Consider the following 24,906-nt stretch of genomic DNA (forward strand, 5'->3'; position numbering starts at 1 on the left):
GCAGATGAGCCGCCCCGCTGCCGGTGACCGAGGGTGAGCGGAAAGTGCCGCTCGGCGCTCGCAGGACGGGGAGAGGGCAGAACGAAGCCCCCGATCACGGGGGAACAACCGGGGGCTTCGCGTGTGTGGGCGGCTTCCTATGCCGCACATTGAGAACGTAAGTCCTGTACGGGCCCCCGGTCAAGCCGAGTTGAAGCGCTCCTGGAAGTTCACGCGCAAGACTCTTCACAAGTTCAGCACAATGCGGGCGGTCCGTCACCGTGGGTGACATCCTGGTCCGGTCCAATAATCCCGGAAGGTCCCCTCAGCACCTGGTATCCCTTTGTCAACTGCCGCACCAGGAGATCCGCGTACGGTTTCGAGGGGTCCTCGGCGAAGTGCCGGCGTTCCGCGCGGACCCACCCGGCCCAGAACTCCCGCTGTTCCTCTCCGTCGCGTGAACGCCCGCGCGCCCAGGACTCCTCCCGCGGCAACTCCATCCACAGCAGGAGCGCCAGATACGGGCGCAGTGCGCGCCGGCCGGCGCCGACCCCTTCGAGCAGGATCACGGGAGCCTGGGGCAGGGCGCGGGGCGGGTCGAATCGGCGCTCGCGCCAGTCATAGGGAGCGTAGTGACCGGCCTCGCCGCGGCTGAGCGGTTCGATCACCTGGGTCAGCAGTCGCTCGTCCCACGCGAACAGCTCGTCGTGGCTCGCGATGTCGTCGAGGTGCAGCACCGGCGCCCCGCCCAGCGCCTCGGCCAACTGCCCGGCGAAGGTGCTCTTTCCGGAACCGGCGTGCCCGTCGACCCCGACGAGGCGGACCGGGCCGCAGGACGGGGGGAGGCGGTGGAGCCGGGAGGCGAGGGAGCGGATGACTGCTCCAGGGATACGAGGAGGGGCGCGTAGGAGGCCCAGCCTAGACGGCCCGCCGTCCCAGGTCGTGCCAGTGGTGGAGACCAATATTCATGGCGTGACATGCCCTGAAGAGCTGGCAGGGGCATGCCGCCTCCGTCCATAGTTGGCGCACACAGCCACGCATTGGATCCGCCCCGACTCGGACCTGGGGGTCTTGACGCCCATGAGCAGAGCCGAACAGCCGTCCCGCAGAACCGTCCTGGCAGTCGCGGTCGCCGCCGCGGTCGCGGGCGGCGCGAGCCCGGCGGCGGCCGCCACCACGGCCGACGCCACCGCCACCGGCGGCGCAGATGAAGCCCCGGCCCGCCCGGTGGACAACCGCGCCTGGATCTCGTACACGGACTGGTGCGGTGGCACCGCCAGGGGGACCCGGGTCGTCGCGGGTGCCCGTCCCGGCATCGTGATCGCCACGCCCGCGGGCACCACCGACTACCCGGACCCGCACACGGGGACGACCGCCGCCTGGGAGTACGCCACCTGGACGTCCCCGGCCCACAAGCTCACCGTCCCCTCCACCGAGGCGATCGCCTCGTGGAACGCGCACACCCCGGACGGCACCTGGCTCCAGATCGAGCTGACGGGCACGTACTCCGACGGCACGGCCGCCCCCTGGTACGTGATGGGCCGCTGGGCGGCCGGCGACCAGGACATCAGGCGGACCTCCGTCGACGACCAGACGGACGGGAAGAGCACCATCTGGACGGACACCTTCGCGATCGACGACGCCACGACGGGCCTGCGCCTGACGTCGTACCGGCTGCGGCTGACCCTCTACCGCAGGCCCGGCACGAAGCTCACGCCCACCGTGTGGCGCGTCGGGGCGATGGGCTCCGACATCCCCGACCGCTTCACCGTCCCGGCGACCACGCCCGGCCTGGCCGGGGAATTGATCGTCCCGCGCTATTCGCAGGAGATCCACGCGGGCCAGTACCCGGAGTACGACAACGGCGGCGAGGCCTGGTGCAGCCCCACCTCCTCTCAGATGATCATCGAGTACTGGGGCGGCCGGCTCACCCCGCAGCAACTGGCGTGGGTCGACCCGGCGTACGCCGACCCGCAGGTGTGCCACGCGGCCCGGTACACGTACGACTACCAGTACAACGGCTGCGGCAACTGGCCGTTCAACGCCGCCTACGCGGCCACCTTCAAGGGCCTCCAGGGTGTCGTCACCCGGCTGGGCTCCCTGACCGACCTGGAGACGCTGATCGCGGCCGGTATCCCGGCCATCACGTCCCAGTCCTTCCGCAAGGAGGAGCTCACCGGCGCGGGCTACGGCACCTCCGGTCATCTGATGACCGTGATCGGCTTCACCGCCGACGGCGACGTGATCGCCAACGACCCGGCCTCACCGAGCGACGAGGCGGTGCGGCGCGTCTACAGGCGGCGCGAGTGGGAAAACATCTGGCTTCGGACCAAGCGGTACAACGCCTCCGGCAAGGTTGTCTCCGGTACGGGCGGCGTCTGTTACCTCTACTTCCCGGCACAGCCGACGGCGCGGCAGCGCAGGGCGCTCGCGGCGGTGGGCGTGCGCTGAAGCAGCGGGGCCCCGGGTGACCGGGGCCCTGTGACCAACCTCTCGGCCGCGAAAGCCCCTGTCGGTGGCAAGGTGGACGGACCGGTCGGGGGGCCACCGGGACCGGTGGGGGAGCCCACCGCCCGCACGACCTCAGCGAGAAACGATGACCGCACACGCAGCCACCGCCGCCCGCACCCGTACCGGCGGCCCCGAGGACGACGGTCCGAAGACCCTCGAGAACATCCTGGGCTGGATCCTCGTCGTGGTGATCGCGATGCTGGTGACCCAAGTCGGACTGCTGTGATCTGACCCAGGACCCGACCTGCCATACTGCGGATGTCCCGCCGCCCGTTGGAGACCAGGGTCTGAATTGAATATTAGTCAACAGCCCGTCGTGCGCCCCCGGGCCCGCGGCACCGAGCGCTCGCTGGCACGCCGCGCCGAACTCATCGCCATCGGGCGGAGGTTGTTCGCCGACACCTCGTACGACGCGCTCTCGATGGACGACATCGCCCGCCAGGCACATGTCGCCAAGGGGCTGATCTACTACTACTTCCAGTCCAAGCGCGGGTACTACCTGGCGATCATCGAGGACTCCGTGGCCGACCTGGTCACCTTCGCGGCGAGCGGTCTCCAACTGCCCCCGGTGGACCGGGTCCATCGCACCATCGACGGCTATCTGCGCTACGCCGAGCACAACCAGGCCGCCTACCGCACCATCGTCAGCGGCGGCGTCGGCTTCGACACCGAGGTGCACTCCATACGGGACGGGGTGCGCGAGGCGATCGTCGCCACCATCGCCGAGGGCGCCTACGGCAGCACCGACATCTCGCCGCTCGCCCGCATGGGCCTGCTCGCCTGGGTGTGCAGCGTCGAGGGCGTCACCCTCGACTGGATCGACCGCCCCGAACTGTCCCGGGACACCATGCGAGAGCTACTGGTGAGGACGCTGGGCGGCTCCATGCGGGCGATAGAGGAGCTGGACCCCTCGTACCCGGCCCCGGGGCCCGCCCGCCGGGGGGCATGAGCAAAGGGGCGGAGGCTCTTGAACCTCCGCCCCGGCCGGACTAGTTGATCGCCTTGATCAGCTCACCGTCCGCCGTGTCCCCGCTCAGTTCCCAGAAGAACGTGCCGCCCAGGTGCTGCGCGTCCTTGAACTTCATCTTCCCCTTGATGGTCTTCGGGGTGTCGTAACTCCACCAGTCGCTGCCGCACTTGGCGTACGCGGTGCCGCCGACGGTGCCGGTCGCCGGGCACTTGGTCTTCAGGACCTTGTAGTCCTCGTTGCCGTCCTCGTACGTCCCCGCCGCCGGGCCGGTCGCCGTGCCACCCGGCTCCGCCTGGGTGACGCCGGTCCAGCCGCGTCCGTAGAAGCCGATACCGAGCAGCAGCTTCGAGGACGGGATGCCGAGGCTCTTCAGCTTGGCGATGGTGCTGGCGGTGTCGTAGCCCTGCTGCGGAATGCCTGGGTACGAGTACAGCGGCGAGTGCGGTGCCGTGGGGCCGGTGGCGGCCCAGGCGCCGAAGTAGTCGTACGTCATCGGGTTGTACCAGTTGACGTACTTGGCGGCACCCGCGTAGTCCGCAGCGTCGATCTTGCCGCCGCTCGTGCCGTCGGCCGTGATCGCCGCCGTGATCAGCTCGCGCTTGCCGAACTTGGCGCGCAGCGCCGCCATGACGTCCCGGAACGCCTCCCGGCCGCTGGTGTCGCAGGTGAGACCGCAGGCGTTGGGGTACTCCCAGTCGATGTCGATGCCGTCGAAGACATCCGCCCACTTGGAGTTCTCGACCAGGTCGTAGCAGGACTGGGCGAAGGCCGCCGGATCCTTGGCCGCCTCGCCGAAGCCGCCCGACCAGCTCCAGCCGCCGAACGACCAGACGACCTTGAGGTTCGGGTGGAGCTTCTTCAGCTTGCGCAGCTGGTTGAAGTTGCCGCTGAGGGGCTGGTCCGCGGCGTCGGCGACACCGTCCACGGACTCCTCGGCGGTGAACGGCTTGTCGGTGTCCGCCCAGGAGTCACCGAGGGCGCACTTGCCGTCGGTCACGTTCCCGAACGCGTAGTTGATGTGGGTGAGTTTGTCCGCGGAGCCGGACGTCTCGATGTTCTTGACGTAGTACTGGCGGCCGTAGATGCCCCAGTCGGTGAAGTAGCCCACGACCTTGGAGCCGGTCGTCCCGGCCGCGGCGGGCTCGGTGGCGGTGGCGGTGGCCGTGCCCGCGCCGGCGAGCAGGGCGGCACCGAGTGCGGCGCAACAGCCGGCGGACAGAAGCGCCCGGGAGCGGGCGCTGGGGCGGAGCGGGGTGTGCATCGGGTGTCTCCTCGCAGAGGACAGGGAGGGAACGCACGCCGATTGGCATGAACGCGGGGAGGCGTTGGACTGAAACCGTAGGAGGACTAGACCAATTGGTCAATGGTTCGGACCAATTTCGCCCGCGTGCGACCGGGCGGGGAATTTCTTGAAGTAAGCGGTCGTTAACTGGTGACGCGATGCCTCCAATCGGGCATACTCACAGCGCAGAGCCGCTGGTCAGCAGCTTCCGAGACCCGGGAGTGCGAGCATCGGCCAGCACCTGTACGACCGGCGGAGCCGCCCCGACCCATGGCGCGCGTCCACCGATGTGCCCGAAAAGGGAGGAGAGCGTCGCCATGCCCGACCGCGCCCCGCAGCCGGTGGACCGTCAACTGCCCACGGACGAGGCCCGGGATCTGATCTCGCTCGTCCGCGACATCGCGCAGCGCGAGATCGCCCCGAAGGCGGCCGAGGAGGAGGAGGCCGGACGCTTCCCCCGCGAGGTCTTCACCCTCCTGTCGGAGTCGGGACTGCTCGGCCTGCCGTACGACTCCGAGTACGGCGGCGGCGACCAGCCCTACGAGGTCTACCTCCAGGTCCTCGAGGAACTCGCCGCGGCCCGCCTCACCGTCGGACTCGGCGTCAGTGTCCACACCCTGGCCTCCTACGCGCTCGCCACCTACGGCACCAAGGAGCAGCAGGTCGAACACCTGCCCGCGATGCTCGGCGGCGGACTGCTCGGCGCGTACTGCCTCTCCGAGCCGTCCTCCGGCTCGGACGCGGCAGCCCTGCGGACGAAGGCCGTGCGGGAGGGCGGCGAATGGGTGATCACCGGCACCAAGGCCTGGATCACGCACGGCGGTATCGCCGACTTCTACACCGTCATGGCGCGCACCGGCGAGGAGGGGCCGCGCGGGATCACCGCTTTCCTGGTCCCCGGCGACGCCGAAGGTCTGAGCGCTGCCGCCCCGGAGAAGAAGATGGGCATGAGGGGCTCGCCAACGGCCCAGGTCCACTTCGACGGCGTCCGCGTCGGCGACGACCGGCGCATCGGCGACGAGGGCCAGGGCTTCGCGATCGCCCTGTCCGCGCTCGACTCCGGGCGGCTCGGCATCGCGGCCTGCGCCATCGGTGTGGCCCAGGCGGCGCTCGACGAGGCGGTCGCCTATGCGGCCGGGCGGCAGCAGTTCGGGCGGCCGATCTCCGACTTCCAGGGGCTGCGCTTCATGCTCGCCGACATGGCGACCCAGATCGAGGCGGGCCGGGCCCTGTACCTGGCGGCGGCGCGGCTGCGGGACGCCGGCCGGCCGTTCGCCAAGCAGGCCGCCATGGCCAAGCTGCACTGCACCGACACCGCCATGAAGGTCACCACCGACGCCGTGCAGTTCCTCGGCGGGTACGGCTACACCGCGGACTTCCCGGTCGAGCGCTACATGCGCGAGGCCAAGGTCCTGCAGATCGTCGAGGGCACCAACCAGATCCAGCGGATGGTCATCGCCCGTCATCTCGCGGGTCCGGAGACGCGCTGAACTGACCACGGCTGACCTGCGGGGCCACCAGCTTCACCCACTCCGGGTCGTGGCGGCCCGGCAGGGTGCGCCCCCGGTCGGCCCAGGTGCGCATCAGGGCCTGGTAGATGGGCGGGTCCTGCGGCTGCGGCGGGGCGAGCGGAACCGATCCTGCAGGGAGACGGACGAAAGTCCGGGTGCGCATGAGGGTCATACCGGGGCAACGCGGAGGCGGCCTCGCAGGTCACCACCGCCCGGAATCGGCCATGGGTTCGCCGGGGTCCGGTTCGGCATCTGGTTTACGACGACCTCCTGACGTACCTTCAGCCCTCTGTCTCCAGGGGGTGGGCCGTGGCCGACGGCCCACCCGTACCGCTCGACGAGTACCCCGTGCACCAGGTGCCCCTGCCGACGAGGCACACGGCGACCGGGGACCGCAACGCCTACGACCGCTGCGCCTTCCACGTCCTCGACCATGAGGGCCGCGCCCCTGCTGATCGCCGGGCTCGGTGTGTACCCGAACCCGCTTCGGTCAAGACGGCCACATCGGGTACGGCTCGATCGGCCGGCACGACCCGAGCGGCTTCACCGGCTTCGAATCGGTCGCGCGGTAAGGGAGTTGAGGACGTGGCCTGGGCACCGGAGGGCACGGGTGACCGTATGCGACGTGCACCGTGCCGGGCCGCTCGGGGCGCCGTTCTTCGTCATGGCACGCGCCCAGGGACGCGTGCCGCGTGCATTTCGGAGAGGTCGCCGTCCCCGCGGACCCGGGCACACTGATCCTGCACCACGGCAGCCTGCGCGCCATGGTGCGGGGCAGCTACTGGAGTTGAGCGACGTGGCTCAGGCGGCCTGGCGCCGCATCGCCGGTACGCGCATCGGGCGCGAGCCCGGGCCGCCGACGTGCGAGAAGGGCTGCATCCGCCAGTCGAGTCCCTGAGGGAGCGTCAACAGGAGGGCGGTGTCCTGCTCCTGGGGCTCCGTGGACTCGTCCGCGGACCGGGCCTCCCCCACCCTGCGGCCCGTACCGGCGCAGACCGTGAGACCGAACGGGTTCCACGGCGAGGCGCACAGCGCGTGCTCCGGCAGAACGTCCTCGTCCGCGAGGAGAGCGATGGGCTGCGCGCAGTCCGGGCAGATCACCCGGTACATCTCGAAGGTGTCGTACGCGTCGAGCTCGTCACCGTCGAAGTCGTCGGGTTCGACGCCCTCCGGCGACGGCTCGACAACCGGCTGGAGCCGCTTGGGCGCGGTACGACCTGGGCGCTTAAGACTCTGCATGTGATTCTCCCCCTAGGGCTGGGCCGTGAAGGCGCTGCGGCCTCGACCACAGCAAGCACTTCCCGCCCCGTCTCGGCGGTAATCACGAGACCATCACGAAGGCGTTTCGAGGGCTGTGGTGTTCGTCACATGCCACTCGCAGGTGCCCGGTGCGGCGCTTTTCTCCCCCACGTGGCTCACAGGCGACGCTCGGGCGCATCACGAACCGGGCATGACCTGGGCCGCTCAGGTATCCGAGGAGATCATGCGCACTGTAGGTTCTTGCGCCATGGAGGAGCTGGACCGACAGATCGTGCAGCTGCTCGTCAAGGACGGGCGGATGAGCTACACGGACCTGGGCAAGGCCACGGGCCTGTCCACGTCCGCCGTGCACCAGCGGGTGCGGCGGCTGGAGCAGCGTGGGGTCATCCGCGGTTACGCCGCGGTCGTCGACCCGGAAGCCGTCGGGCTGCCCCTGACCGCGTTCATCTCGGTCAAACCGTTCGACCCCAGCGCCCCCGACGACATCGCGGACCGCCTCGCCGACGTCCCGGAGATCGAGGCCTGCCACAGCGTGGCCGGCGACGAGAACTACATCCTCAAGGTCCGCGTCGCCACACCGCACGAGCTGGAGGAACTACTGGCCCGGCTGCGAGGGCTGGCGGGGGTGTCGACGCGGACGACGGTCGTCCTCTCGACGCCGTACGAAGCACGCCCGCCGCGCGTCTAGGGCCAGGCCCCACCACGGCGCACCCGAGTGCAGGGCGCGGGGCTGCGGGCGGGAAACTGTCCCTCATGAGTGAACGCACGCCCGAGCCGAACACCGTCCTCCTCCGCCGAGGCGAGGTGCACAGCCCCGCCGACCCCTTCGCCACCGCGATGGTCGTGGAGCACGGACAAGTCGCCTGGGTCGGATCCGAGGGTGCCGCCGACGCCTTCGCGGACGGCGTGGACGAGGTGATCGACCTGGACGGGGCCCTGGTCACCCCGGCGTTCACCGACGCACATGTGCACACCACGTCCACGGGCCTCGCGCTCACCGGCCTCGACCTGTCCGACGCCCCCTCCCTGGAGGCGGCCCTGACGCTCGTACGGGACTTCGCCGCCGCCCGCCCGCACGACCGCGTCCTGCTCGGCCACGGCTGGGACGCGGCCCGCTGGCCCGGCGGCCGCCCCCCGACGCGGGCGGAGCTGGACGAGGCCACGGACGGACGCCCGTTGTACCTCTCGCGGATCGACGTCCACTCGGCGGTCGTCACGACGGCCCTGCTCGACCTGGCCCCCGGCGTCGGCGCGGTGGACGGCCCGCTCACCCGCGACGACCACCACGCCGTACGCGCCGCCGCGTTCGCAGCCGTAACGCCTGGGCAGCGCACCGATGCCCAGCGCGCCGCCCTCGCCCGGGCCGCATCGCTCGGCATCGGCTCCGTCCACGAGTGCGCGGGGCCGGCGATCTCCTCCGAGGACGACTTCACGGAGCTCCTGCGGCTCGCCGCCGAGGAGGCTGGCCCGCGCGTGATCGGCTACTGGGCCGAGTTGGATGCCGACAAGGCGCGGGAGCTGGGCGCGGCCGGTGCGGCCGGCGACCTCTTCGTGGACGGAGCCCTCGGCTCGCACACGGCCTGCCTGCACCAGCCGTACACCGACGCCGACCACACCGGTACCGCCTACCTCGACGCCGCCGCGGTCGCCGCGCATGTCGCCGCCTGCACCGAGGCGGGCCTCCAGGCGGGCTTCCACGCGATCGGCGACGCCGCCGTGACCGCGGTGGTCGAGGGAGTGCGCGCCGCCGCCGAGAAGGTGGGCCTGGCCCGTGTCCGCGCCGCCCGGCACCGCGTGGAGCACGCCGAGATGCTCACCCCCGGCACCATCGCCGCCTTCGCCGAACTGGGCCTGACCGCCTCCGTCCAGCCCGCCTTCGACGCCCTGTGGGGCGGTGAGGACGGCATGTACGCCCAGCGCCTGGGCGCAGAGCGGGCCAGGACCCTGAACCCCTTCGCCGCGCTGCTGCGGGCCGGCGTCCCCCTCGCCTTCGGCTCGGACAGCCCGGTCACGCCCCTGGACCCGTGGGGCACGGTCCGTGCCGCGGCCTTCCACCGCACCCCCGAGCACCGGATCTCCGTGCGCGCCGCGTTCACCGCGCACACGCGCGGCGGCTGGCGGGCCGTCGGACGCGACGACGCGGGCGTCCTGGTGCCCGGCGCGCCGGCCGACTACGCCGTGTGGCGCACCGACGCGCTGGTGGTCCAGGCGCCCGACGACCGGGTGGCGCGCTGGTCGACCGATCCCCGCTCCGGGACCCCCGGACTGCCCGATCTGACCCTGGGCAACGAGCTCCCCGTCTGCCTGCGCACAGTGGTGGGCGGACGGACGGTGTTCGTACGGCCGGGCGAGTGATCTACCGGGGTGGCGCGATGGTGATCATCCGCCGCCACGCCGTCGCGCGACCTGCGCATCCTCCGCGCTGACCAGCGCATTGAGTGAAGACCCGCAGGTCAAGCGGCTGTTGACAGGCGGCGCCCGGGGGCCGGTAGGTTCGGCGGAGTCCACCACCGGACGCCCGACCGGGGAACGTCCGCGCACTCGCCGCAGCGCCGCTGGGTCAGGGACGGTGTGCCGCACCGGGGCACCGTCACTGGGAGCCAGGCTCAGCGTCCGCGCCGCGACGGGGGAACGTTCCGGCCGGTAGGGGAGGTGTGACCCGGGTGGGGCCCGGGCGCTCAGTAGACAACGGCTTTCGGTCGATCCGCAGCCAGCGGGTCCCAGGTCGGCCCGAAGGGCGCCGGGCCCCCATCCGCAGCAGTCATACGACATCAAAAGCGAACTCTTACCCCGCTCTTGTGGAATCGACACCACCATACGAATGTGCTGTCACGTCACCGCAGGCCGCGGCCACTATGGTGGACGTCTGCGTACGGACATGAAGGGGCAGCAGTGAACGACGGCGACGGGACCCGCGCGGCACAGGACCGGGGGAGGCAGTTCGGTCCGCTCGGCACGGCCTTGGTGATCATTCCCACCTACAACGAGGCGGAGAACATCAAGGCGATCGTCGGCCGCGTGCGCAAGGCGGTCCCCGAGGCGCACGTCCTGATCGCCGACGACAACAGCCCCGACGGCACCGGCAAGCTCGCCGACGAACTGGCCGCCGAGGACGACCACGTCCAGGTCCTGCACCGCAAGGGCAAGGAGGGCCTCGGCGCCGCCTACCTCGCGGGCTTCCGCTGGGGCATGGAGAAGGACTACGGCGTCCTGATCGAGATGGACGCCGACGGCTCCCACCAGCCGGAGGAACTGCCCCGGCTGCTGACCGCCCTCAAGAACGCCGACCTCGTCCTCGGCTCCCGCTGGGTGCCCGGCGGCCGGGTCGTGAACTGGCCCAAGTCCCGCGAGTTCATCTCCCGCGGCGGCAGCCTCTACTCGCGCCTCGCCCTGGACCTCCCCCTGCGCGACATCACCGGCGGCTACCGCGCCTTCCGGCGCGAAACGCTGGAGGGTCTCGGCCTCGAGGAGGTCGCCTCCCAGGGCTACTGCTTCCAGGTCGACCTGGCCCGCCGCGCGGTCAAGGCCGGCTTCCATGTCGTCGAGGTCCCCATCACCTTCGTCGAGCGCGAACTCGGCGACTCCAAGATGAGCCGCGACATTCTCGTGGAGGCGCTGTGGCGGGTCACGGCGTGGGGCGTGGGGGAGCGGGTCGGCAGGATCGCGGGCCGACGCAAGCCCGCGCAGCCGTAGGCGTACGGCGGTACGAGAACCGCTGATCGCCCCTTATCCCGCCCTGAGCTTCGCCAAGGCACACTGGACGCATGACGACCGACGCTCCGACGCCCACATACCCCGTCCGGCCCCGGCGTTCCCGGCTGCGCACGTTCCTGCCGCTGGGCCTCGCGGCCTGGCTGGTGCTGGAGATCTGGCTGCTGACCGTGGTCGCGGGCGCGTCGAACGGCTTCACCGTCTTCCTGCTGCTGCTCGCCGGATTCGTCCTCGGCTCGGTGGTCATCAAGCGGGCGGGGCGGCGTGCTTTCCAGAACCTGAACGAGGCGCTGCAGCGAGGCGGCTCGCCCTCGAAGGGCTCCGGCAACGGCCTGATGATGCTCGGCGGCCTGCTGCTGATGATCCCCGGCCTGATCTCGGACGCGGTGGGTCTGCTCCTGCTCGTCCCGCCGGTCCAGAAGGCCCTGAGCCGCTATGCGGAGCGCACGGTCGACCGCAAGCTGCGCGAGGCCGCCTCCGGCACCCTGGGCGACGCCTTCCAGCAGGCCCGCATTCACCGGCCCGACGGCAAGGTGGTCCAGGGCGAGGTCATCAGGGACGACGAACCGGGGGAGACCCCGCCGCCCCGGCCGCCGCTGACCGGGTGAGGGCCGGGCGAACCGTCCTTGCACTACGCGGGCGAGCCGTCCTCGCGCCGAACGACCGCGGGCGCCGCACGTGAACCTCACGTGCGACGCCCGCGGTCGTTTACGCGCGTTGCTTGCCGGCTTCCCGCTACGCGGACTTGCGGCTGTCGCGGGGATGAACCGCCAGGTTCATCGCCCCCGAGCGGAGAACGGCGAGACGCTCCTCGAGGACCTCTTCGAGTTCCTCACGGGTACGCCGCTCCATCAGCATGTCCCAATGCGTACGCGCGGGCTTGGCCTTCTTCTCTTCAGGGCCGTCGCCATCCACGAGGAGTGCCTGGGCACCGCAGACCTTGCACTCCCACTCCGGCGGGATCTCCGCCTCGACCGAGAAGGGCATCTCGAAACGGTGCCCCTTCTCGCATGCGTACTCCACGGCCTGGCGCGGGGCCAGGTCGATGCCGCGGTCCGTCTCGTAGCTGGTCACCACGAGGCGCGTGCCGCGAAGAGCTCGCTCACTCATGAATCGTGCCTCCCGGGCTTGTCGCCCACAGGACAGGTGTCGCTGTCGTCGTCATCCGGTCAACGTCCGGTCGGCGGTAAAGATTCCCGTTCCGAGTCCCGTTCCGGGTCATGCGTCGCCGTCGTAGCCGCCCCTTGTTGTACCCACCAGCGCCCGGTTTGTCACATCTGCTAGCAGATGTCACCCAGCGTTTCGGCACCTTTGACGCGCAGTAACGGTACGCCTGGCAGGCCAAACGCGTACACTACAGCGCTTTGCCGCCGAGTGCTAAATCGTCTCCGGCACCGGATTGCCCGCGTCGCCGATCGCCCGCCGCACCGGAACCCGCGCGAGCAGCACGAATCCGACGACGAAGAAGGCCACGAGCGAGATGATCGCGTCCCGATAACTTCCGGTCAGCTGGTAGGTGATCCCGAACAGCAGCGGGCCCAGCCAGCTCATGCCGCGGTCGCTCATCTCGTACGCCGAGAAGTACTCGGCCTCCTTGCCGGGCGGCACGAGATGGGAGAACAGCGAGCGGGAGAGCGCCTGGCTGCCCCCGAGCACCAGCCCGATCCCGGCCGCGAGGACGAAGAACCACACCGGCGCCCCCGCCGGCAGAAAGTAACCCGCCCCAAGGGTCACCGTCCACGCGACCAGCGAGCCGAGGATGGTGCGCTTGGCGCCGTACGTCCGAGCCAGCCGTCCCATGCCGAGTGCTCCCGCCACCGCCAGCACCTGCACCAGCAGCACGGCCCCGATCAGCGTCGACTGGCCGAGGCCCAGCTCCTCCGAACCGTAGATCGACGCCTGGGAGATCACCGTCTGGATGCCGTCGTTGTAGATGAGGTACGCGAGGAGGAAAGAGAGCGTCAGCGGGTGGCGGCGCATGTCGCGAACGGTCGCCGCGAGCTGCCGCAGTCCGGGCAGGGCGGCCTCCCGCGCGGGGGAGCGGCGGTCGCGCAGCCGTCGCAGCGGTACGAGGGTGAAGGCACCCCACCACAGACCGGCCGACGCCAGGCAGATGCGTACGGCCGTGGTCTCGGACACCCCGAGGGTGTCGTGGCCGAGATAGAGGGCCAGGTTCGCGATCAGGACAAGCGAGCCCGCCGCGTAGCCGAAGGCCCAGCCCCGGGAGGAGACCGCGTCGCGCTCCTCGGGCGGGGCGATCTGCGGGAGGTAGGAGTTGTAGAGCATCATCGCCACGGACTGCGCCGCGTTCGCCACGACCAGCAGCACGCCGCCCATGAGATAGCGGTCGCCGCCGAGGAAGAACATGCCGGTCGTCGCCGCGGCCCCGACATAGGCGGCGATGCCGAGGAGGGGCTTCTTGCGGCCCGTGCGGTCCGCGGCTGCGCCCACCAGGGGCATCACCACCACGGCGAGGATCACAGACAGGGACACCGAGTACGCGAAGAAGGACCCGGCGCGCACCGGGATCCCCAGGGGGTGCACATAGCCGTCGGCGTCTGCCGCCTCCTTGGCGACCGACGTCAGATAGGGGCCCAGGAACACGGTGAGCACGCTCGTCGAGTAGACCGAGCACGCCCAGTCGTAGAAGTACCAGCCGCGCTGCTCGCGCCGCCGCCCGGCGGCCTCGTCGGACGCCGCCGTCCGCACGGTGTCGGTGCCCACCCGTGCCCTCGCTTCCCCGCTGGCGCGCGAGGGTGCGGACACCGAGGGGTCAGTCCCAGACGCCCCGGTCCTCCATGACCTTGCGCAACGTGTCGATGTGATCGGTCATGATGCCATCCACTCCCAGGTCCAGGAGCCGGTGCATCCGATCCGCCTCGTTGATCGTCCACACGTGCACCTGCAGCCCGCGCGCGTGCGCGGCGCGGACGAAACGATGGTCCACGACCCGGATGCCGGACTGCTCCTCGGGAACCTGCGCGGCGACCGCGGAACGGCGCAGCGCCGCCGGCACGCCCCAGGAGCGCAGCCGCAGATTGAGGACACCCCGCGTTCCGTACGACGTGGCCAGCCGTGGTCCGGCCAGCCGCTGGGCGCGCGCGACGCGCGCCTCGGAGAACGAGCCGACGCAGACGCGGTCCCAGGCGTTGGTCCGCGCGATCAGGTTGAGAAGGGGATGCAGCGAGGGCTCCGCCTTCATGTCGATGTTCCAGCGGACCTCGGGGAAGGTCTCGAGCAGTTCCTCGAAGAGGGGCACCAGTTCCCTGCCGGCCACGCGCGCGTGCCGCACTTCCTGCCACGGCAGGTCCGCGATCCGCCCTGCGCCGTCCGTGACCCGGTCCAGGGTCGCGTCGTGGAAGGCGACGAGCTTGCCGTCGAGCGTGGCGTGGACGTCGGTCTCGATGTACCGGTAGCCCGCCTCGACCGCGCGCCGGAACTGCGCCACGGTGTTCTCCAGACCGTCCGCGGCCCCGCCGCGGTGCGCGAAGGGTATGGGGCCCGGATGGTCGAGATACGGGTGGCGTATGAGGGTGGTCACGGACGCAGTATCGCTCTCCCGGGTGTCCCCGTGGCAACGACCGTGCTGCCCTCGGATGCCCGCGGGACGGCGAACACTCGCAGGAAGAGCTGGGCGAGCGGGCCGATCGAGACCGCGTACAGGAGCGTGCCGACGCCGATGGTGCCCCCGAGGGCGAAACCGGTGACCACGACAGTCAACTCGACCGCCGTACGCATCAGGCGGATCGAGCGCCCCGTGCGCCGGTGCAGCCCCGTCATCAGCCCGTCGCGCGGACCCGGGCCGAAGCGGGCGGCGATATAGAGGCCTGTGGCCACGCCGTTGAGCAGGATGCCGGCCAGGAGGAGGGGAACGCGCACGGTCAGGGCATGCGCCTGGGGGACCAGCGCGAGGGTGCCGTCCATCGCGAGGCCGACCACGAAGACGTTGGAGACGGTGCCCAGGCCCGGGCGCTGGCGCAGCGGGATCCACAGCAGCAGCACCCCGGCGCCCACGATGATCGACACGAGGCCGATCGTCAGGCCGGTGAGTTCGGCGAGCCCTTGGTGCAGCACGTTCCAGGGCTCCAGGCCCAGGCCGGCTTCCACCAGCAGGGCCGAACTGGCGCCGTACAGAGCGAGACCGACGTAGAGCTGGATCAGCCGCCGTGTGAGCTGATCCTCTGATGACCGCGCGGACAAGATGTGCCCCCCTGGTGGTGAAGTGGCCTGATGCGTGACACTCTGTGGCTTGGGTGGAAACGTCATCCATGGCCAATTCGGGAAAGGTGGACTGGTTACCATGGCGCAGTGGACCTCGGCGGTGGGCGCGGCGCAGCTCGCCCGGCTGCTCAAGTCCCAGCAGGACCGGCCCGCGGGCCCCGGCACCCGCCGTCCGCCCGCCTATCGCGCGCTCGCCGACGGCATCCGGCTGCTGGTGCTCGAAGGGCGCGTCCCGGTGGCCGCCCGGCTGCCCGCCGAACGTGAGCTCGCCCTTGCGCTCTCCGTCAGCCGCACCACGGTGGCGGCCGCCTACGAGGCGCTTCGCATCGAGGGATTCCTGGAGTCGCGGCGCGGCGCCGGCAGCTGGACGGCCGTACCGGCGGGCAACCCGCTCCCGGCGCGCGGCCTGGAGCCCCTGCCACCCGAGGCGCTCGGCTCGTTGATCGACCTGGGCTGCGCGGCGCTCCCCGCGCCCGAGCCGTGGCTCACCCGCGCCGTGCAGGGCGCACTCGAGGAACTGCCGCCGTACGCGCACACGCACGGCGACTACCCCGCAGGCCTTCCCGCACTGCGCTCGATGATCGCCGAGCGCTACACGGCACGTGGGATCCCGACCATGCCCGAGCAGATCATGGTGACGACCGGCGCGATGGGCGCCATCGACGCGATCTGCCACTTGTTCGGCGGGCGTGGCGAGCGGATCGCCGTGGAGTCGCCCTCCTACGCCAACATCCTCCAGCTGATGCGGGAGGCCGGCGCCCGGCTCGTGCCCGTCGCCATGGCCGAGGGGCTCGCCGGGTGGGACATGGACCGCTGGCGCCAGGTCCTGCGGGAGGCCGCGCCGCGCATCGCCTACGTCGTGGCCGACTTCCACAATCCCACCGGCGCGCTGGCGGACGAGGACCAGCGGCGGCGGCTGGTGGAGGCCGCGCGGTCGGCCGGGACCGTGCTGGTCGCCGACGAGACGATGAGCGAGCTGTGGCTCGACGAGGACGTGGAAATGCCGCGGCCCGTGTGCGGATTCGACCCGGCAGGGTCCACGGTGGTCACGGTGGGCTCCGCAAGCAAGGCCTTCTGGGCCGGGATGCGCATCGGGTGGGTGCGGGCGGCCCCGGACGTGATCCGCAGCCTGGTCGCCGCGCGGGCGTACGCGGACCTGGGCACGCCGGTGCTGGAGCAGTTGGCGGTGAACTGGCTGTTCAGCACCGGGGGCTGGGAGCAGGCGGTGGAGGTGCGGCGGGAGCAGGCGCGGGGGAACAGGGATGCGCTGGTCGCCGCCGTGCGGCGGGAGCTGCCCGGCTGGGAGTTCGAGGTGCCGAAGGGCGGCTTGACGTTGTGGGTGCGGGCCGGGGGACTGTCCGGGTCGCGGCTCGCGGAGGCGGGGGAGCGCGTGGGGGTGCGGGTGCCGTCGGGCCCGCGGTTCGGAGTCGACGGGGCCTTCGAGGGGTATGTGCGGCTGCCGTTCACCGTGGGCGGCGCGGTTGCGGAGGAGGCGGCCGCGAGGCTGGCGGCTGCGGCTCGGGTGGTGGAGAGCGGAGGGACCGCGGGCGGCGAGGCGCCGAGGACGTTTGTGGCGTAGCCGGCGTAGCTGCGGGCCGTCGTGCCGCTGGGGTGGCACGGGTGGGCGATGGGGTCCCCGCGCTTGCGCGAAGCCGAGAGTGGGGGAGGCACCCCGCCGGCGTGGGCGAGCGAGGCTCACCCGCCCGCACCAACACAGGCGCTACGAGGCCTCGGCCAAGTGGCGTAGCTAGTTGCGGGCGGTCGTGCCGCTGGGGTGGCATGGGTGGGCGATGGGGTACCCGCGCTTGCGCGAAGCCGAGAGTGGGGGACCCCGCCGGCGTGGGCGAGCGAGACCCACCCGCCCGCGCCGGGGCAGGGCGCTACTAGGCCTCGGCCACCGCAGCTTCCACCGGCGCCGGCTCCTCATCGGCCGGGGTCGTCCGTGGCGGCAGCAGCTCCAGCACCGCCTGCCGATGCGCCTCGCTCGTCGCGTCGTCGAACGGATCGGGTGTCGCCGGCACCTGAAGCCGATGCACCGGCCCCGCCCCCAGGCGCGCATACCCCCGCCCGGGCGGCACCACGGCGACGGGAGTCGTGTGTGGCGGAGCCCCCAGCACCGCCTGCAACTGCTCCGCCGTGGCCGGCCCGAGCACGACACGCGCGCGCGTGTGCTGCCGTACCGCATCGCTCAACGCGTCCGCGCTGTCGAACTGCTCCGCCACGACCACCGTCACATTGGCCGCGCGCCCGTGCCGCAGCGGCACCTGGAGCAGGGACTGGGGATCCCTGTGGCCGTCCGCGTCGGCGAGGTGCGTGAACGCGGTGGGGCGGTCGAGGAGGATCCACAGAGGCCGCCTGGCGTCGTCCGGCGGTGCCTGTCCCGCCTGACGGGCACGGTTGGCGGCGATGAGCCGGCGCTCGGTCTCGGCCGCGGCCCACTCCAGGCTGGCCAGCACCCCGGCCAGCGCGACCTCGACCGCCAGGACGCCGTCGCGGCCGGTCAGGCAGGCGTACTCGCCGGTGCCGCCGCCCTCGACGACGAGGACGTCGCCGTACTGCAGGGCCTGGAGCGCGATGGAGCGCAGCAGGGTCGAGGTGCCGCTGCCCGGCTGGCCGATGACCAGCAGATGCGGCTCGGTGGAGCGGACGCCGGTGCGCCAGACGACCGGCGGCACGTCGCGCTGCTCCTCCCCGTGGGTGAGGGGGAGCGTGCGGTGGACCTGGGTGGGGTCGGTGAAGCCGAGGACCGTCTCGCCGGGCGCGGTCACGAAGCGCTGGGCGGCGATGTCGGTGGGAAGCGGGGACAGGACGGTGACGGTGAGCTCGTTGCCCTCCTCGTCCCAGGCGAAGTGGTACTCGCGGCCACGCCCCGACTTCGCCGTGAGCAGGTGCTCGATGCGGGCCCGGGACTCGGCCTCGCCGTCCGGGAAGTACGCGGGGTAGCGGATCACGAGGTGCGTGACGCGGCCCGTGCCGTCGAACTCGTACGCCGGAAAGGCCTTCTCCCACTCGCCGCCGTGGGCGTACAGGGGAGAGGGGTCCTCGGCGGCCGCGAAGTACGGGACCAGGGCCTCGTACAGCGACTGGAGACGGTGGGTCTGCGAGTCGTCGGGACCCTTCGGCGTCTGCCGGGAGAGGTCCCGGCCCTGCCAGGCCGCCGCCGCCATCAGCGTGATGACGGCGAGCAGCGGGCCGTACGGCGCGAGTGCCACGACCAGGATCACCGAGGCCACCAGGAACAACAGCGGCCCGCGCTTGTCCTTGGGTGTGTCGGCCCACTTGCGGCGTCCCGCAGAGGCCAGTCGGCGCAGGCCGCGGGTGATGGTGATCAGCGGCTGGAGGACGTCGGTGGCGCTGTCGGCCGCCGTCCGGGCCAGTTCGCGGCTCCGGGCGATCTGCGCGCTGCCTGTGCTCAGAATGCGAGGGAGGGGGCGCCGGGCCACTGCTGTCTCCTGGAGGTGCGTGCGGACGGGACGGGCGGCGTCAGAACTTGATGCCGCCCAGGAGGCTCGCCAGGCTCTCGCCGCCGGCCTTGATGCTCGGGGCGATGGCCGTGCTGGAGAGGTAGAACCCGAACAGGACCGAGACCATGGCGTGCGACGCCTTCAGGCCGTCCTTGCGGAAGAAGAGGAAGACGATGATGCCGAGAAGCACCACGCCTGAGATGGACAGGATCATTTGAGTTCTCCTGGTTCGCGGGGACAGTCACCATGAGTACTTCCAGTGTCACAGGATGTATCCATACGATAAAAGGTGCAACTGGGTGAATTGCGGGAGATTTCACCCGTCCGATGGGATCGCGCTGGGCCCTCTGGGCGGGAGCGTCACGTATCGCGGGCGCCGTGGTGATCTTTGCCCGGGGCATGTCCGGTCATGTGGCGCCGGAAGCCAGTACCCTGGCGATTCACCTGAACGGCTGTAACGAGAGGCGGTCCGGCCGATGACTGACGCCCCCGACCCCGAGGTCGTGGAGCTCGCGACCAAGATCTTCGATCTGGCTCGGCAGGGGCAGACCGAGGCGCTCGTTGCGTACGTCGACGCGGGCGTTCCGGCCAACCTCACCAATGACCGGGGCGACTCCCTGGTGATGCTCGCCGCCTACCACGGCCATGCGGAGGCGGTACGCGTGCTGCTGACCCGCGGCGCCGAGGTCGACCGCGTCAACGACCGAGGCCAGACACCGCTCGCAGGGGCGGTCTTCAAGGGTGAGACGGGCGTGATCGAGGCACTCCTGGAGGGCGGCGCCGACCCCTCGGCGGGCACTCCCTCGGCCGTGGACACAGCCCGGATGTTCGGCAAGACGGAACTGCTCGAACTGTTCGGCGCACACTGAGCCGTACTCCTGAGCAGGTAAAACCAAGCTCCTGACCAGGTAAATCGACGACCACGGGGGAGGCGGTGCACGGCCGCCGGAAATTTCGGTCGCGGCAGGCAGAACTGCCGAGTCATCATGACGACGTGATTCACGGACGCGATGGCTGGGCAGGTGTTGCCGCACCGCGCGGACCGTGACTCGGTCCGCATGGGCCACCGACGAGAGGCAGAGGAAGATGGTCTACAACAAGCAAAAGACGGCGGGCGCCCCGACGTGTTGTCACGCGGCCAGGTAATGCGTGTTCCCCGGTTGCGTCGACGCTTGATGTGAGGCTGTTTCCCATGTTCGATCCGGTCATAGCGCCCAGCGGTACGCTGCTCGGTCTGCTTCAGCGGGGCCGCGGCGACGGCACACTGCACGCGCTCACCGCCCCGCGCGCCGAAGCGCTCGCGGCCCTGAACCACTGCGTGCTGCGCGATCCCCGCCACGACTGGCAGGTGGAGAACCGCTCCCTGTACTACGCCCGCCTGTACATCGATCTGAACGGCGAGCTGGACGACATCGAGGCGCACCTGTTCGACGTCGAGGACACCTTCGACACCGACGAGTCACGCACGGGCCTCGCCCTCGCCGTCCTCGGGCATCTCGCCTCGTACGGCAGGCGGGACGCCCTCGCACTGCTGCGCAGGTACGCCGCCTCAGGCACCAACTGGGCCTGGGCCCTGGACGAGCTGGCCCTGCGCGACGACGACGCGGGACTGCGCGCCCTTGCCGCGCCCGTCCTGGCCCGGTTCGCGACCGACACCGAGGGCGAGGCCGAGCTGGCCGCCACCGTCCGTGACGCCTTCGAACCCCGGCCCTGGCGCCTGTGGGCAGAGGATCCCCGCGAATACATCGCCACGCGTGTGCGTGCCGCGCAGGAGGCCGGCTGCTTCGACAGGTGGCAGCGGCAGATGCGACCAAGCGGGCCCCGGCCGGGGTGGAGCGTGCGGGCCGTCTTCGAGTGGGCCCAGCAGGGCATCGAGCGCGGCGCCGCGTTGCACGTCCCCGCCGCACGCTGCCTCACCGCCGTCGCAGGCCCCCAGGACCGCCCCGAGATCATCCAGGCGGCCAAGGACGGCACCGACGGAGCCCGCTGTACCGCCCTGCGCTATCTCGCCGACGGCAACGATCCTGACGCCCTCGACCTGATCGAGGGCGCGGTGGCCACCGGCTCGACGGCCGTCGTGGAGGCGGCGGTGGACGCCTTCGAACGCATGCGCAGCGTCGCCGCCGTCGACCGCGCGCGCGGCTGGGTCCACCGGCCAGACCCGCTGGGCGCCGCCGCCGGACGCATGCTCGCCTGCCGGGGCGGGCTCGAGGACCGGGACCTGGTCCTCGGCGCACTCCGCGAAGCCGTACGGAGCGAAGGCCCGGACGCACCGACCCTGTGGACCCTCGTCGACGGCGCCGGACGCCTCGGCATCGTGTGCGCCGCACCGGTCCTGCGCCACATCTACCGCGAGACCGCCTCCTCCCATCTGCGCGGCCGCTGCGCCCGCTCCCTCGCCGCCACCGACCCCTCCTTCCCCACCGGATTCGCCGTCGAATGCCTGTGGGACTGCGAGGAGACCACCCGCGAGGTGGCGGCCCGGCACGCCGAGACCGGTGACACCCGCGTCGTCGAGCGCCTGCGCAGGCTCGCCGCGGACCCGGCCGAGGAGGCGGAGGTCCAGACGGCCGTACGCAGCCGGATCGGACCGGACGCGACGACGATGTGATCGCCAAGGCAGTGGTGTGCTCCCCAGGTGAACACCGGGTGACCCGTGGGTCAGGCACGCATGGACATGCTCTGACCTGCTCGGGTGCGCAGCGGAACGCTCATGGGACGTTTGTTCTTCGGAAAGATCCACTTTGACGCGACCACGTCCAGTGCGGCGACAACACCGGTATGCGTGTCGTCATCGTGACCGAATCCTTTCCCCCCGATGTGAACGGCGTGGCCCACTGCGCGTTCCAGACCGCCCGGCACCTCGTAGATCGCGGTCACCTCCCGCTCGTCGTCGCGCCGGCCACCGCCGCCGGTACCGGGCCCGACGCCGAGGCGCCGTGCCCCGTCGTCCGTGTCCCCTCCCTCCCGCTCCCGGGCTATCCCCAGGTCCGCGTCGCCCTCCCCAGCCGGCGCGTCGCCACGGCGATCACCGAACATCGCGCCGACATGGTCCACCTGGCCAGCCCCTTCGTCCTCGGCGTCCGCGGCATGGCGGCCGCCGCCCGGCTCGGCATCCCCGCCGTCGCCGTCTACCAGACCGACCTGGCCGGATACGCCCGTACGTACATGGGTGCCGGCGAGGCGGCGGCCTGGCGGCGCATACGCTCCGTCCACGCCGCCGCCGACCTCACCCTCGCCCCCTCCAGCGCGGCGCTGCACGACCTGGAGTCCCACGGCGTCCCCCGGGTGAAGCTGTGGCCGCGCGGGGTGGACACCGTCCGCTTCCGCCCCGAGCTCCGTGACGAGGCGCTGCGCCGCGAACTCGCCCCGAACGGGGAGCTGATCGTCGGCTACGTCGGGCGGCTCGCCCCCGAGAAGCAGGTCGAACTCCTGGCCGGAGCGTGCGGCCTGGAGGGCGTGAAGGTCGTGGTGGTGGGCGACGGGCCGAGCCGGCCCAGCCTGACCGAGGCGCTCCCGGGCGCGGTCTTTCTGGGCCGCCGCACTGGCGACGACCTCGCCCGGGCCTTCGCCTCGCTGGACGTCTTCGTGCACACCGGCCCCTTCGAGACCTTCTGCCAGACCGTGCAGGAGGCAATGGCGAGCGGCGTGCCCGTCGTCGCGCCCGCCGTCGGCGGCCCGCTGGACCTGGTCGCCCACGGGCGCACCGGGCTGCTGGTCCCGCCGCGCGACGCGGCCGCCGTGCGGGACGCGGTGTGGGCGCTGGCCGCCGACCCGGCTCTGCGGGCCGCGTACGGCGCGGCCGGGCGGGCCATGGTCGAGGGGCGCACCTGGGCGGCCGTCGGCGACCAGCTCATCGGTCACTACGCGGACGTCCTGGCCACCCGCAAGCAGACGGTGGTCGCGGCATGAGCGCGCAGTCCTTGCGGATCGTGCGTCTCGCCAACTTCGTCGCCCCCGCCTCGGGCGGACTGCGGACCGCGCTGCGCGAGCTGGGCAAGGGCTTCCAGGCGGCAGGCCACGAGCCCGTGCTCGTCGTGCCCGGCGAGCGCGTGAGCGACCGCGAGACCGAACAGGGCCGGGTGATCACCTTGCCCGGGCCGCTGCTGCCCGGCACCGGCGGGTATCGCGTGCTCACCGACAAGCGGCGGGTGGCCCGGCTCCTGGAGGAGCTGGCCCCCGACCGGCTGGAGGTGTCCGACCGTACGACCCTCAGGTGGACCGGCAAGTGGGCGCGGCGGGCCCGCGTCCCCGCCGTGATGGTGTCCCACGAGACCGCGGACGGAGTGCTGCGGACGTGGGGTCTGCCGGAGGGGGCGGCCCGGCGTGCGGCCGACACCCTCAACGTCCGTACGGCGCACACGTACTCGCGGGTCGTGTGCACCACGGAGTTCGCCGAGCGCGAGTTCGTTCGCATCGGGGCGCGGAATGTCGTGCGGGCGCCGCTGGGGGTCGACCTGGTGCAGCGGCATCCCGCGCTGCGCGACCCCGGCCTGCGAGGGGTCCACGCGCGCGTGGACGAGGCACTGCTGGTGATGTGCTCCCGGCTGTCCGTGGAGAAGCGGCCCGGAACCGCCCTGGACGCCCTGGACGCGCTGCTGCGGCGCGGCCGGGCGGCGGTGCTGGTCGTGGCCGGGGACGGGCCGCTGCGGTCGCGGCTCGAACAGCGGGCGCGGGAGCGTGGGCTGCCCGTCACCTTCCTCGGGCACGTCTCCGACCGAGGTGTGCTCGGCGCGCTCCAGGCCTCCGCCGACGTGTGCCTGGCGCCGGGGCCCGCCGAGACGTTCGGGCTCGCCGCGCTGGAGGCGATGGCGTGCGGCACGCCCGTGGTGGCGAGCGCCTCGTCCGCGCTGCCGGAGGTCGTCGGATCGGCGGGGGCGACCGCCGCGGACAACGGCGCGGCCTTCGCGGACGCCGTGGAGATGCTCCTCGACCGCCCGGAGCGGGAACGGCGGGAAGCGGCACGCGTGCGTGCGGAGTGCTTCGGGTGGCGGACGGCCGTGGAGGCGTTCCTCGCCGCGCACGACGCGACGGTACCGGTGCGTCCCGTCCTCCCCGCTGTCCCCGGAGGCATCGGATGAGAACCGTGCGTTTCGTGGCGCTGGGTGACTCCCTGACCGAGGGGGTGGGTGATCCGGTGGGGGACGGGTGGCGCGGCTGGGCCGCGCTGCTCGCCGGCGGGCTCCGCCAGGACACCGTGGGGCCCGTCGAGTTCACCAACCTCGCGGTCAGCGGCGCACAGACGCGCGACGTGTTGGAACGGCAGCTGCCGGCCGGGCTGGAGCTGCGGCCGGACGTCGTGTCCGTGGTCATCGGCGTCAACGACACCCTGCGCTGCACGTTCGACATCCAGTCCGTGGCGGCCCGCCTCGACAAGGTGTACGCAGCCTTCACCGAGCAGGGTGCGGTGCTGCTCACCGCGTGCCTGCCCGACCCCGGCGCGATGCTCGGGCTGCCCGGGGCGCTGGCGCGCCCGCTCGCCCGGCGGCAGCGCGCCGTCAACACCGTGGTGCACGCGTTGTCCGACCGGTACGGGGCCGTGCACCTGCACGCGTGCGAGGGCGCGTGGCTCACCGACCGTGCCATGTGGAGCGCGGACCGGCTGCACCCGGGCGAGCGCGGGCACCGCCAACTGGCCGTGCGCTTCCATGCGTTGCTGACGGAGGCGGGCCTCGCGACGGGCACCGCGCCCTCGCCCGAGCCCGAGTTCCCGGCGCCCACGAAGTCGGCGAGCCTGTGGTGGCTGGCCACCGCGGGCACCGGGTGGGTGGCCCGGCGGTGCACCGACCTGCTGCCGCAGCTCCTGCGGCTCGCCATGGACGAGATGCGCCACCGCGCCCGGGGCACCAGCGCCCGGCTCGACTTGCGGGCCGCCGCAGCCGTGTCCGCCGCCCTGGCCGCGCTGTCGGTGGCGGAGCACCGACCGGACGCCGCATGAGCGCTCCGCCGGTTGTGCGGACTTGGCACCGCCGACTTGAAACCGCAGGCCGTCTGTGG

General features: G+C 71.8%; 23 protein-coding genes. 14 read left to right on the plus strand and 9 right to left on the minus strand.

Going from position 1 to position 24,906, the window contains the following annotated elements; translation table 11 throughout:
- Positions 1-233 precede the first annotated feature (233 nt).
- Positions 234-854 (minus strand): uridine kinase, encoded by a 621-nt coding sequence (locus ABZO29_RS37345; protein ID WP_367326345.1) that lies wholly within the window; start codon positions 852-854, stop codon positions 234-236.
- Between the two features lie 205 nt (positions 855-1,059).
- On the opposite strand from ABZO29_RS37345, the gene ABZO29_RS37350 reads away from it, so the two are divergent.
- The 3 genes from ABZO29_RS37350 (at position 1,060) to ABZO29_RS37360 (ending at position 3,439) form a co-directional block, all read left to right on the plus strand.
- Positions 1,060-2,430 (plus strand): peptidase C39 family protein, encoded by a 1,371-nt coding sequence (locus tag ABZO29_RS37350; protein ID WP_367324614.1) that lies wholly within the window; start codon positions 1,060-1,062, stop codon positions 2,428-2,430.
- Between the two features lie 145 nt (positions 2,431-2,575).
- Positions 2,576-2,716, plus strand: a complete 141-nt coding sequence (locus ABZO29_RS37355) for an SCO1431 family membrane protein (RefSeq protein ID WP_367324615.1) — start codon at positions 2,576-2,578, stop codon at positions 2,714-2,716.
- A 66-nt stretch (positions 2,717-2,782) separates the two neighbouring features.
- Entirely contained in the window at positions 2,783-3,439 is a 657-nt protein-coding gene (locus ABZO29_RS37360; protein WP_367324616.1) for a TetR/AcrR family transcriptional regulator, read from the plus strand.
- A 40-nt stretch (positions 3,440-3,479) separates the two neighbouring features.
- On the opposite strand, the gene ABZO29_RS37365 is transcribed toward ABZO29_RS37360, so the two are convergent.
- Positions 3,480-4,721 (minus strand): glycoside hydrolase family 18 protein, encoded by a 1,242-nt coding sequence (locus ABZO29_RS37365; protein ID WP_367324617.1) that lies wholly within the window; start codon positions 4,719-4,721, stop codon positions 3,480-3,482.
- A 338-nt stretch (positions 4,722-5,059) separates the two neighbouring features.
- Here ABZO29_RS37365 and ABZO29_RS37370 point away from each other — a divergent pair, with 338 nt between their 5' ends.
- Positions 5,060-6,232, plus strand: a complete 1,173-nt coding sequence (locus ABZO29_RS37370; protein ID WP_367324618.1) for an acyl-CoA dehydrogenase family protein — start codon at positions 5,060-5,062, stop codon at positions 6,230-6,232.
- Between the two features lie 822 nt (positions 6,233-7,054).
- Here ABZO29_RS37370 and ABZO29_RS37375 read toward each other — a convergent pair.
- Entirely contained in the window at positions 7,055-7,492 is a 438-nt protein-coding gene (locus tag ABZO29_RS37375; protein WP_367324619.1) for a hypothetical protein, read from the minus strand.
- 268 nt (positions 7,493-7,760) lie between these two features.
- Between ABZO29_RS37375 and ABZO29_RS37380 the strand changes: the two genes are divergently transcribed.
- From ABZO29_RS37380 to fxsA, 4 genes are all read left to right on the plus strand, one after another.
- The gene (locus ABZO29_RS37380; RefSeq protein ID WP_367324620.1) at positions 7,761-8,201 is read left to right on the plus strand and encodes an Lrp/AsnC family transcriptional regulator; all 441 of its coding nucleotides are present in this window, start codon (positions 7,761-7,763) and stop codon (positions 8,199-8,201) included.
- A 65-nt stretch (positions 8,202-8,266) separates the two neighbouring features.
- Positions 8,267-9,868 (plus strand): amidohydrolase, encoded by a 1,602-nt coding sequence (locus ABZO29_RS37385; protein WP_367324621.1) that lies wholly within the window; start codon positions 8,267-8,269, stop codon positions 9,866-9,868.
- 537 nt (positions 9,869-10,405) lie between these two features.
- Positions 10,406-11,206, plus strand: coding sequence for a polyprenol monophosphomannose synthase (locus ABZO29_RS37390; protein WP_367324622.1), 801 nt, complete (start codon positions 10,406-10,408; stop codon positions 11,204-11,206).
- A 71-nt stretch (positions 11,207-11,277) separates the two neighbouring features.
- Positions 11,278-11,832: an FxsA family membrane protein gene (gene fxsA, locus ABZO29_RS37395; protein ID WP_367324623.1), complete on the plus strand. Its 555-nt coding sequence runs from the start codon at positions 11,278-11,280 to the stop codon at positions 11,830-11,832.
- Positions 11,833-11,959: 127 nt separating this feature from the next.
- Here the strand turns inward: fxsA and ABZO29_RS37400 are convergent, their stop codons facing one another.
- The 4 genes from ABZO29_RS37400 to ABZO29_RS37415 form a co-directional block, all read right to left on the minus strand.
- Positions 11,960-12,334, minus strand: a complete 375-nt coding sequence (locus ABZO29_RS37400; RefSeq protein WP_010357981.1) for an RNA polymerase-binding protein RbpA — start codon at positions 12,332-12,334, stop codon at positions 11,960-11,962.
- Between the two features lie 267 nt (positions 12,335-12,601).
- Positions 12,602-13,948 carry an MFS transporter gene (locus ABZO29_RS37405; protein ID WP_367324624.1) on the minus strand — a complete coding sequence of 449 codons (1,347 nt, stop codon included), beginning with the start codon at positions 13,946-13,948 and terminating at the stop codon, positions 12,602-12,604.
- A 49-nt stretch (positions 13,949-13,997) separates the two neighbouring features.
- Positions 13,998-14,765 carry a glycerophosphodiester phosphodiesterase gene (locus ABZO29_RS37410; RefSeq protein WP_367324625.1) on the minus strand — a complete coding sequence of 256 codons (768 nt, stop codon included), beginning with the start codon at positions 14,763-14,765 and terminating at the stop codon, positions 13,998-14,000.
- Positions 14,762-15,490, minus strand: coding sequence for a YitT family protein (locus ABZO29_RS37415; RefSeq protein ID WP_367324626.1), 729 nt, complete (start codon positions 15,488-15,490; stop codon positions 14,762-14,764). The genes ABZO29_RS37410 and ABZO29_RS37415 overlap by 4 nt, the downstream gene beginning before the upstream one ends.
- Before the next feature lie 34 nt (positions 15,491-15,524).
- On the opposite strand from ABZO29_RS37415, the gene ABZO29_RS37420 reads away from it, so the two are divergent.
- On the plus strand, positions 15,525-17,024 hold the full coding sequence (locus tag ABZO29_RS37420; RefSeq protein WP_367324627.1) for a PLP-dependent aminotransferase family protein: 1,500 nt from the start codon (positions 15,525-15,527) through the stop codon (positions 17,022-17,024).
- A 304-nt stretch (positions 17,025-17,328) separates the two neighbouring features.
- Here the strand turns inward: ABZO29_RS37420 and ABZO29_RS37425 are convergent, their stop codons facing one another.
- A complete protein-coding gene (locus ABZO29_RS37425; RefSeq protein ID WP_367324628.1) occupies positions 17,329-18,888 on the minus strand; it encodes a hypothetical protein in 1,560 nt (519 codons plus the stop codon).
- 40 nt (positions 18,889-18,928) lie between these two features.
- The gene (locus ABZO29_RS37430) at positions 18,929-19,123 is read right to left on the minus strand and encodes a hypothetical protein (protein WP_367324629.1); all 195 of its coding nucleotides are present in this window, start codon (positions 19,121-19,123) and stop codon (positions 18,929-18,931) included.
- Positions 19,124-19,385: 262 nt separating this feature from the next.
- On the opposite strand from ABZO29_RS37430, the gene ABZO29_RS37435 reads away from it, so the two are divergent.
- From ABZO29_RS37435 to ABZO29_RS37455, 5 genes are all read left to right on the plus strand, one after another.
- Positions 19,386-19,778: an ankyrin repeat domain-containing protein gene (locus ABZO29_RS37435; protein ID WP_367324630.1), complete on the plus strand. Its 393-nt coding sequence runs from the start codon at positions 19,386-19,388 to the stop codon at positions 19,776-19,778.
- 323 nt (positions 19,779-20,101) lie between these two features.
- The gene (locus tag ABZO29_RS37440; protein ID WP_367324631.1) at positions 20,102-21,520 is read left to right on the plus strand and encodes a HEAT repeat domain-containing protein; all 1,419 of its coding nucleotides are present in this window, start codon (positions 20,102-20,104) and stop codon (positions 21,518-21,520) included.
- A 170-nt stretch (positions 21,521-21,690) separates the two neighbouring features.
- Complete coding sequence (locus ABZO29_RS37445) at positions 21,691-22,821, plus strand: glycosyltransferase family 4 protein (protein WP_367324632.1); 1,131 nt, start codon at positions 21,691-21,693, stop codon at positions 22,819-22,821.
- Positions 22,818-23,990 carry a glycosyltransferase gene (locus ABZO29_RS37450; protein ID WP_367324633.1) on the plus strand — a complete coding sequence of 391 codons (1,173 nt, stop codon included), beginning with the start codon at positions 22,818-22,820 and terminating at the stop codon, positions 23,988-23,990. Before ABZO29_RS37445 ends, ABZO29_RS37450 begins: the two co-directional genes overlap by 4 nt.
- Positions 23,987-24,847 (plus strand): SGNH/GDSL hydrolase family protein, encoded by an 861-nt coding sequence (locus ABZO29_RS37455; RefSeq protein WP_367324634.1) that lies wholly within the window; start codon positions 23,987-23,989, stop codon positions 24,845-24,847. The genes ABZO29_RS37450 and ABZO29_RS37455 overlap by 4 nt, the downstream gene beginning before the upstream one ends.
- Positions 24,848-24,906 lie beyond the last annotated feature (59 nt).

It is taken from the genome of Streptomyces sp. HUAS ZL42, from assembly GCF_040782645.1.
In the GTDB taxonomy this organism is placed as follows: Bacteria; Actinomycetota; Actinomycetes; order Streptomycetales; family Streptomycetaceae; genus Streptomyces.

What these genes read in the sequence shown, in the direction of transcription:
- ABZO29_RS37350 (WP_367324614.1), top strand. Translation starts at nt 1,060, where the DNA reads ATGAGCAGAGCCGAACAGCCGTCCCGCAGAACCGTCCTGGCAGTCGCG.
- ABZO29_RS37355 (WP_367324615.1), top strand. Translation starts at nt 2,576, where the DNA reads ATGACCGCACACGCAGCCACCGCCGCCCGCACCCGTACCGGCGGCCCC.
- ABZO29_RS37365 (WP_367324617.1), bottom strand. Translation starts at nt 4,721, where the DNA reads ATGCACACCCCGCTCCGCCCCAGCGCCCGCTCCCGGGCGCTTCTGTCC.
- ABZO29_RS37370 (WP_367324618.1), top strand. Translation starts at nt 5,060, where the DNA reads ATGCCCGACCGCGCCCCGCAGCCGGTGGACCGTCAACTGCCCACGGAC.
- ABZO29_RS37375 (WP_367324619.1), bottom strand. Translation starts at nt 7,492, where the DNA reads ATGCAGAGTCTTAAGCGCCCAGGTCGTACCGCGCCCAAGCGGCTCCAG.
- ABZO29_RS37380 (WP_367324620.1), top strand. Translation starts at nt 7,761, where the DNA reads ATGGAGGAGCTGGACCGACAGATCGTGCAGCTGCTCGTCAAGGACGGG.
- ABZO29_RS37385 (WP_367324621.1), top strand. Translation starts at nt 8,267, where the DNA reads ATGAGTGAACGCACGCCCGAGCCGAACACCGTCCTCCTCCGCCGAGGC.
- fxsA (WP_367324623.1), top strand. Translation starts at nt 11,278, where the DNA reads ATGACGACCGACGCTCCGACGCCCACATACCCCGTCCGGCCCCGGCGT.
- ABZO29_RS37400 (WP_010357981.1), bottom strand. Translation starts at nt 12,334, where the DNA reads ATGAGTGAGCGAGCTCTTCGCGGCACGCGCCTCGTGGTGACCAGCTAC.
- ABZO29_RS37415 (WP_367324626.1), bottom strand. Translation starts at nt 15,490, where the DNA reads ATGACGTTTCCACCCAAGCCACAGAGTGTCACGCATCAGGCCACTTCA.
- ABZO29_RS37420 (WP_367324627.1), top strand. Translation starts at nt 15,525, where the DNA reads ATGGCGCAGTGGACCTCGGCGGTGGGCGCGGCGCAGCTCGCCCGGCTG.
- ABZO29_RS37430 (WP_367324629.1), bottom strand. Translation starts at nt 19,123, where the DNA reads ATGATCCTGTCCATCTCAGGCGTGGTGCTTCTCGGCATCATCGTCTTC.
- ABZO29_RS37435 (WP_367324630.1), top strand. Translation starts at nt 19,386, where the DNA reads ATGACTGACGCCCCCGACCCCGAGGTCGTGGAGCTCGCGACCAAGATC.
- ABZO29_RS37440 (WP_367324631.1), top strand. Translation starts at nt 20,102, where the DNA reads ATGTTCGATCCGGTCATAGCGCCCAGCGGTACGCTGCTCGGTCTGCTT.
- ABZO29_RS37445 (WP_367324632.1), top strand. Translation starts at nt 21,691, where the DNA reads ATGCGTGTCGTCATCGTGACCGAATCCTTTCCCCCCGATGTGAACGGC.
- ABZO29_RS37450 (WP_367324633.1), top strand. Translation starts at nt 22,818, where the DNA reads ATGAGCGCGCAGTCCTTGCGGATCGTGCGTCTCGCCAACTTCGTCGCC.
- ABZO29_RS37455 (WP_367324634.1), top strand. Translation starts at nt 23,987, where the DNA reads ATGAGAACCGTGCGTTTCGTGGCGCTGGGTGACTCCCTGACCGAGGGG.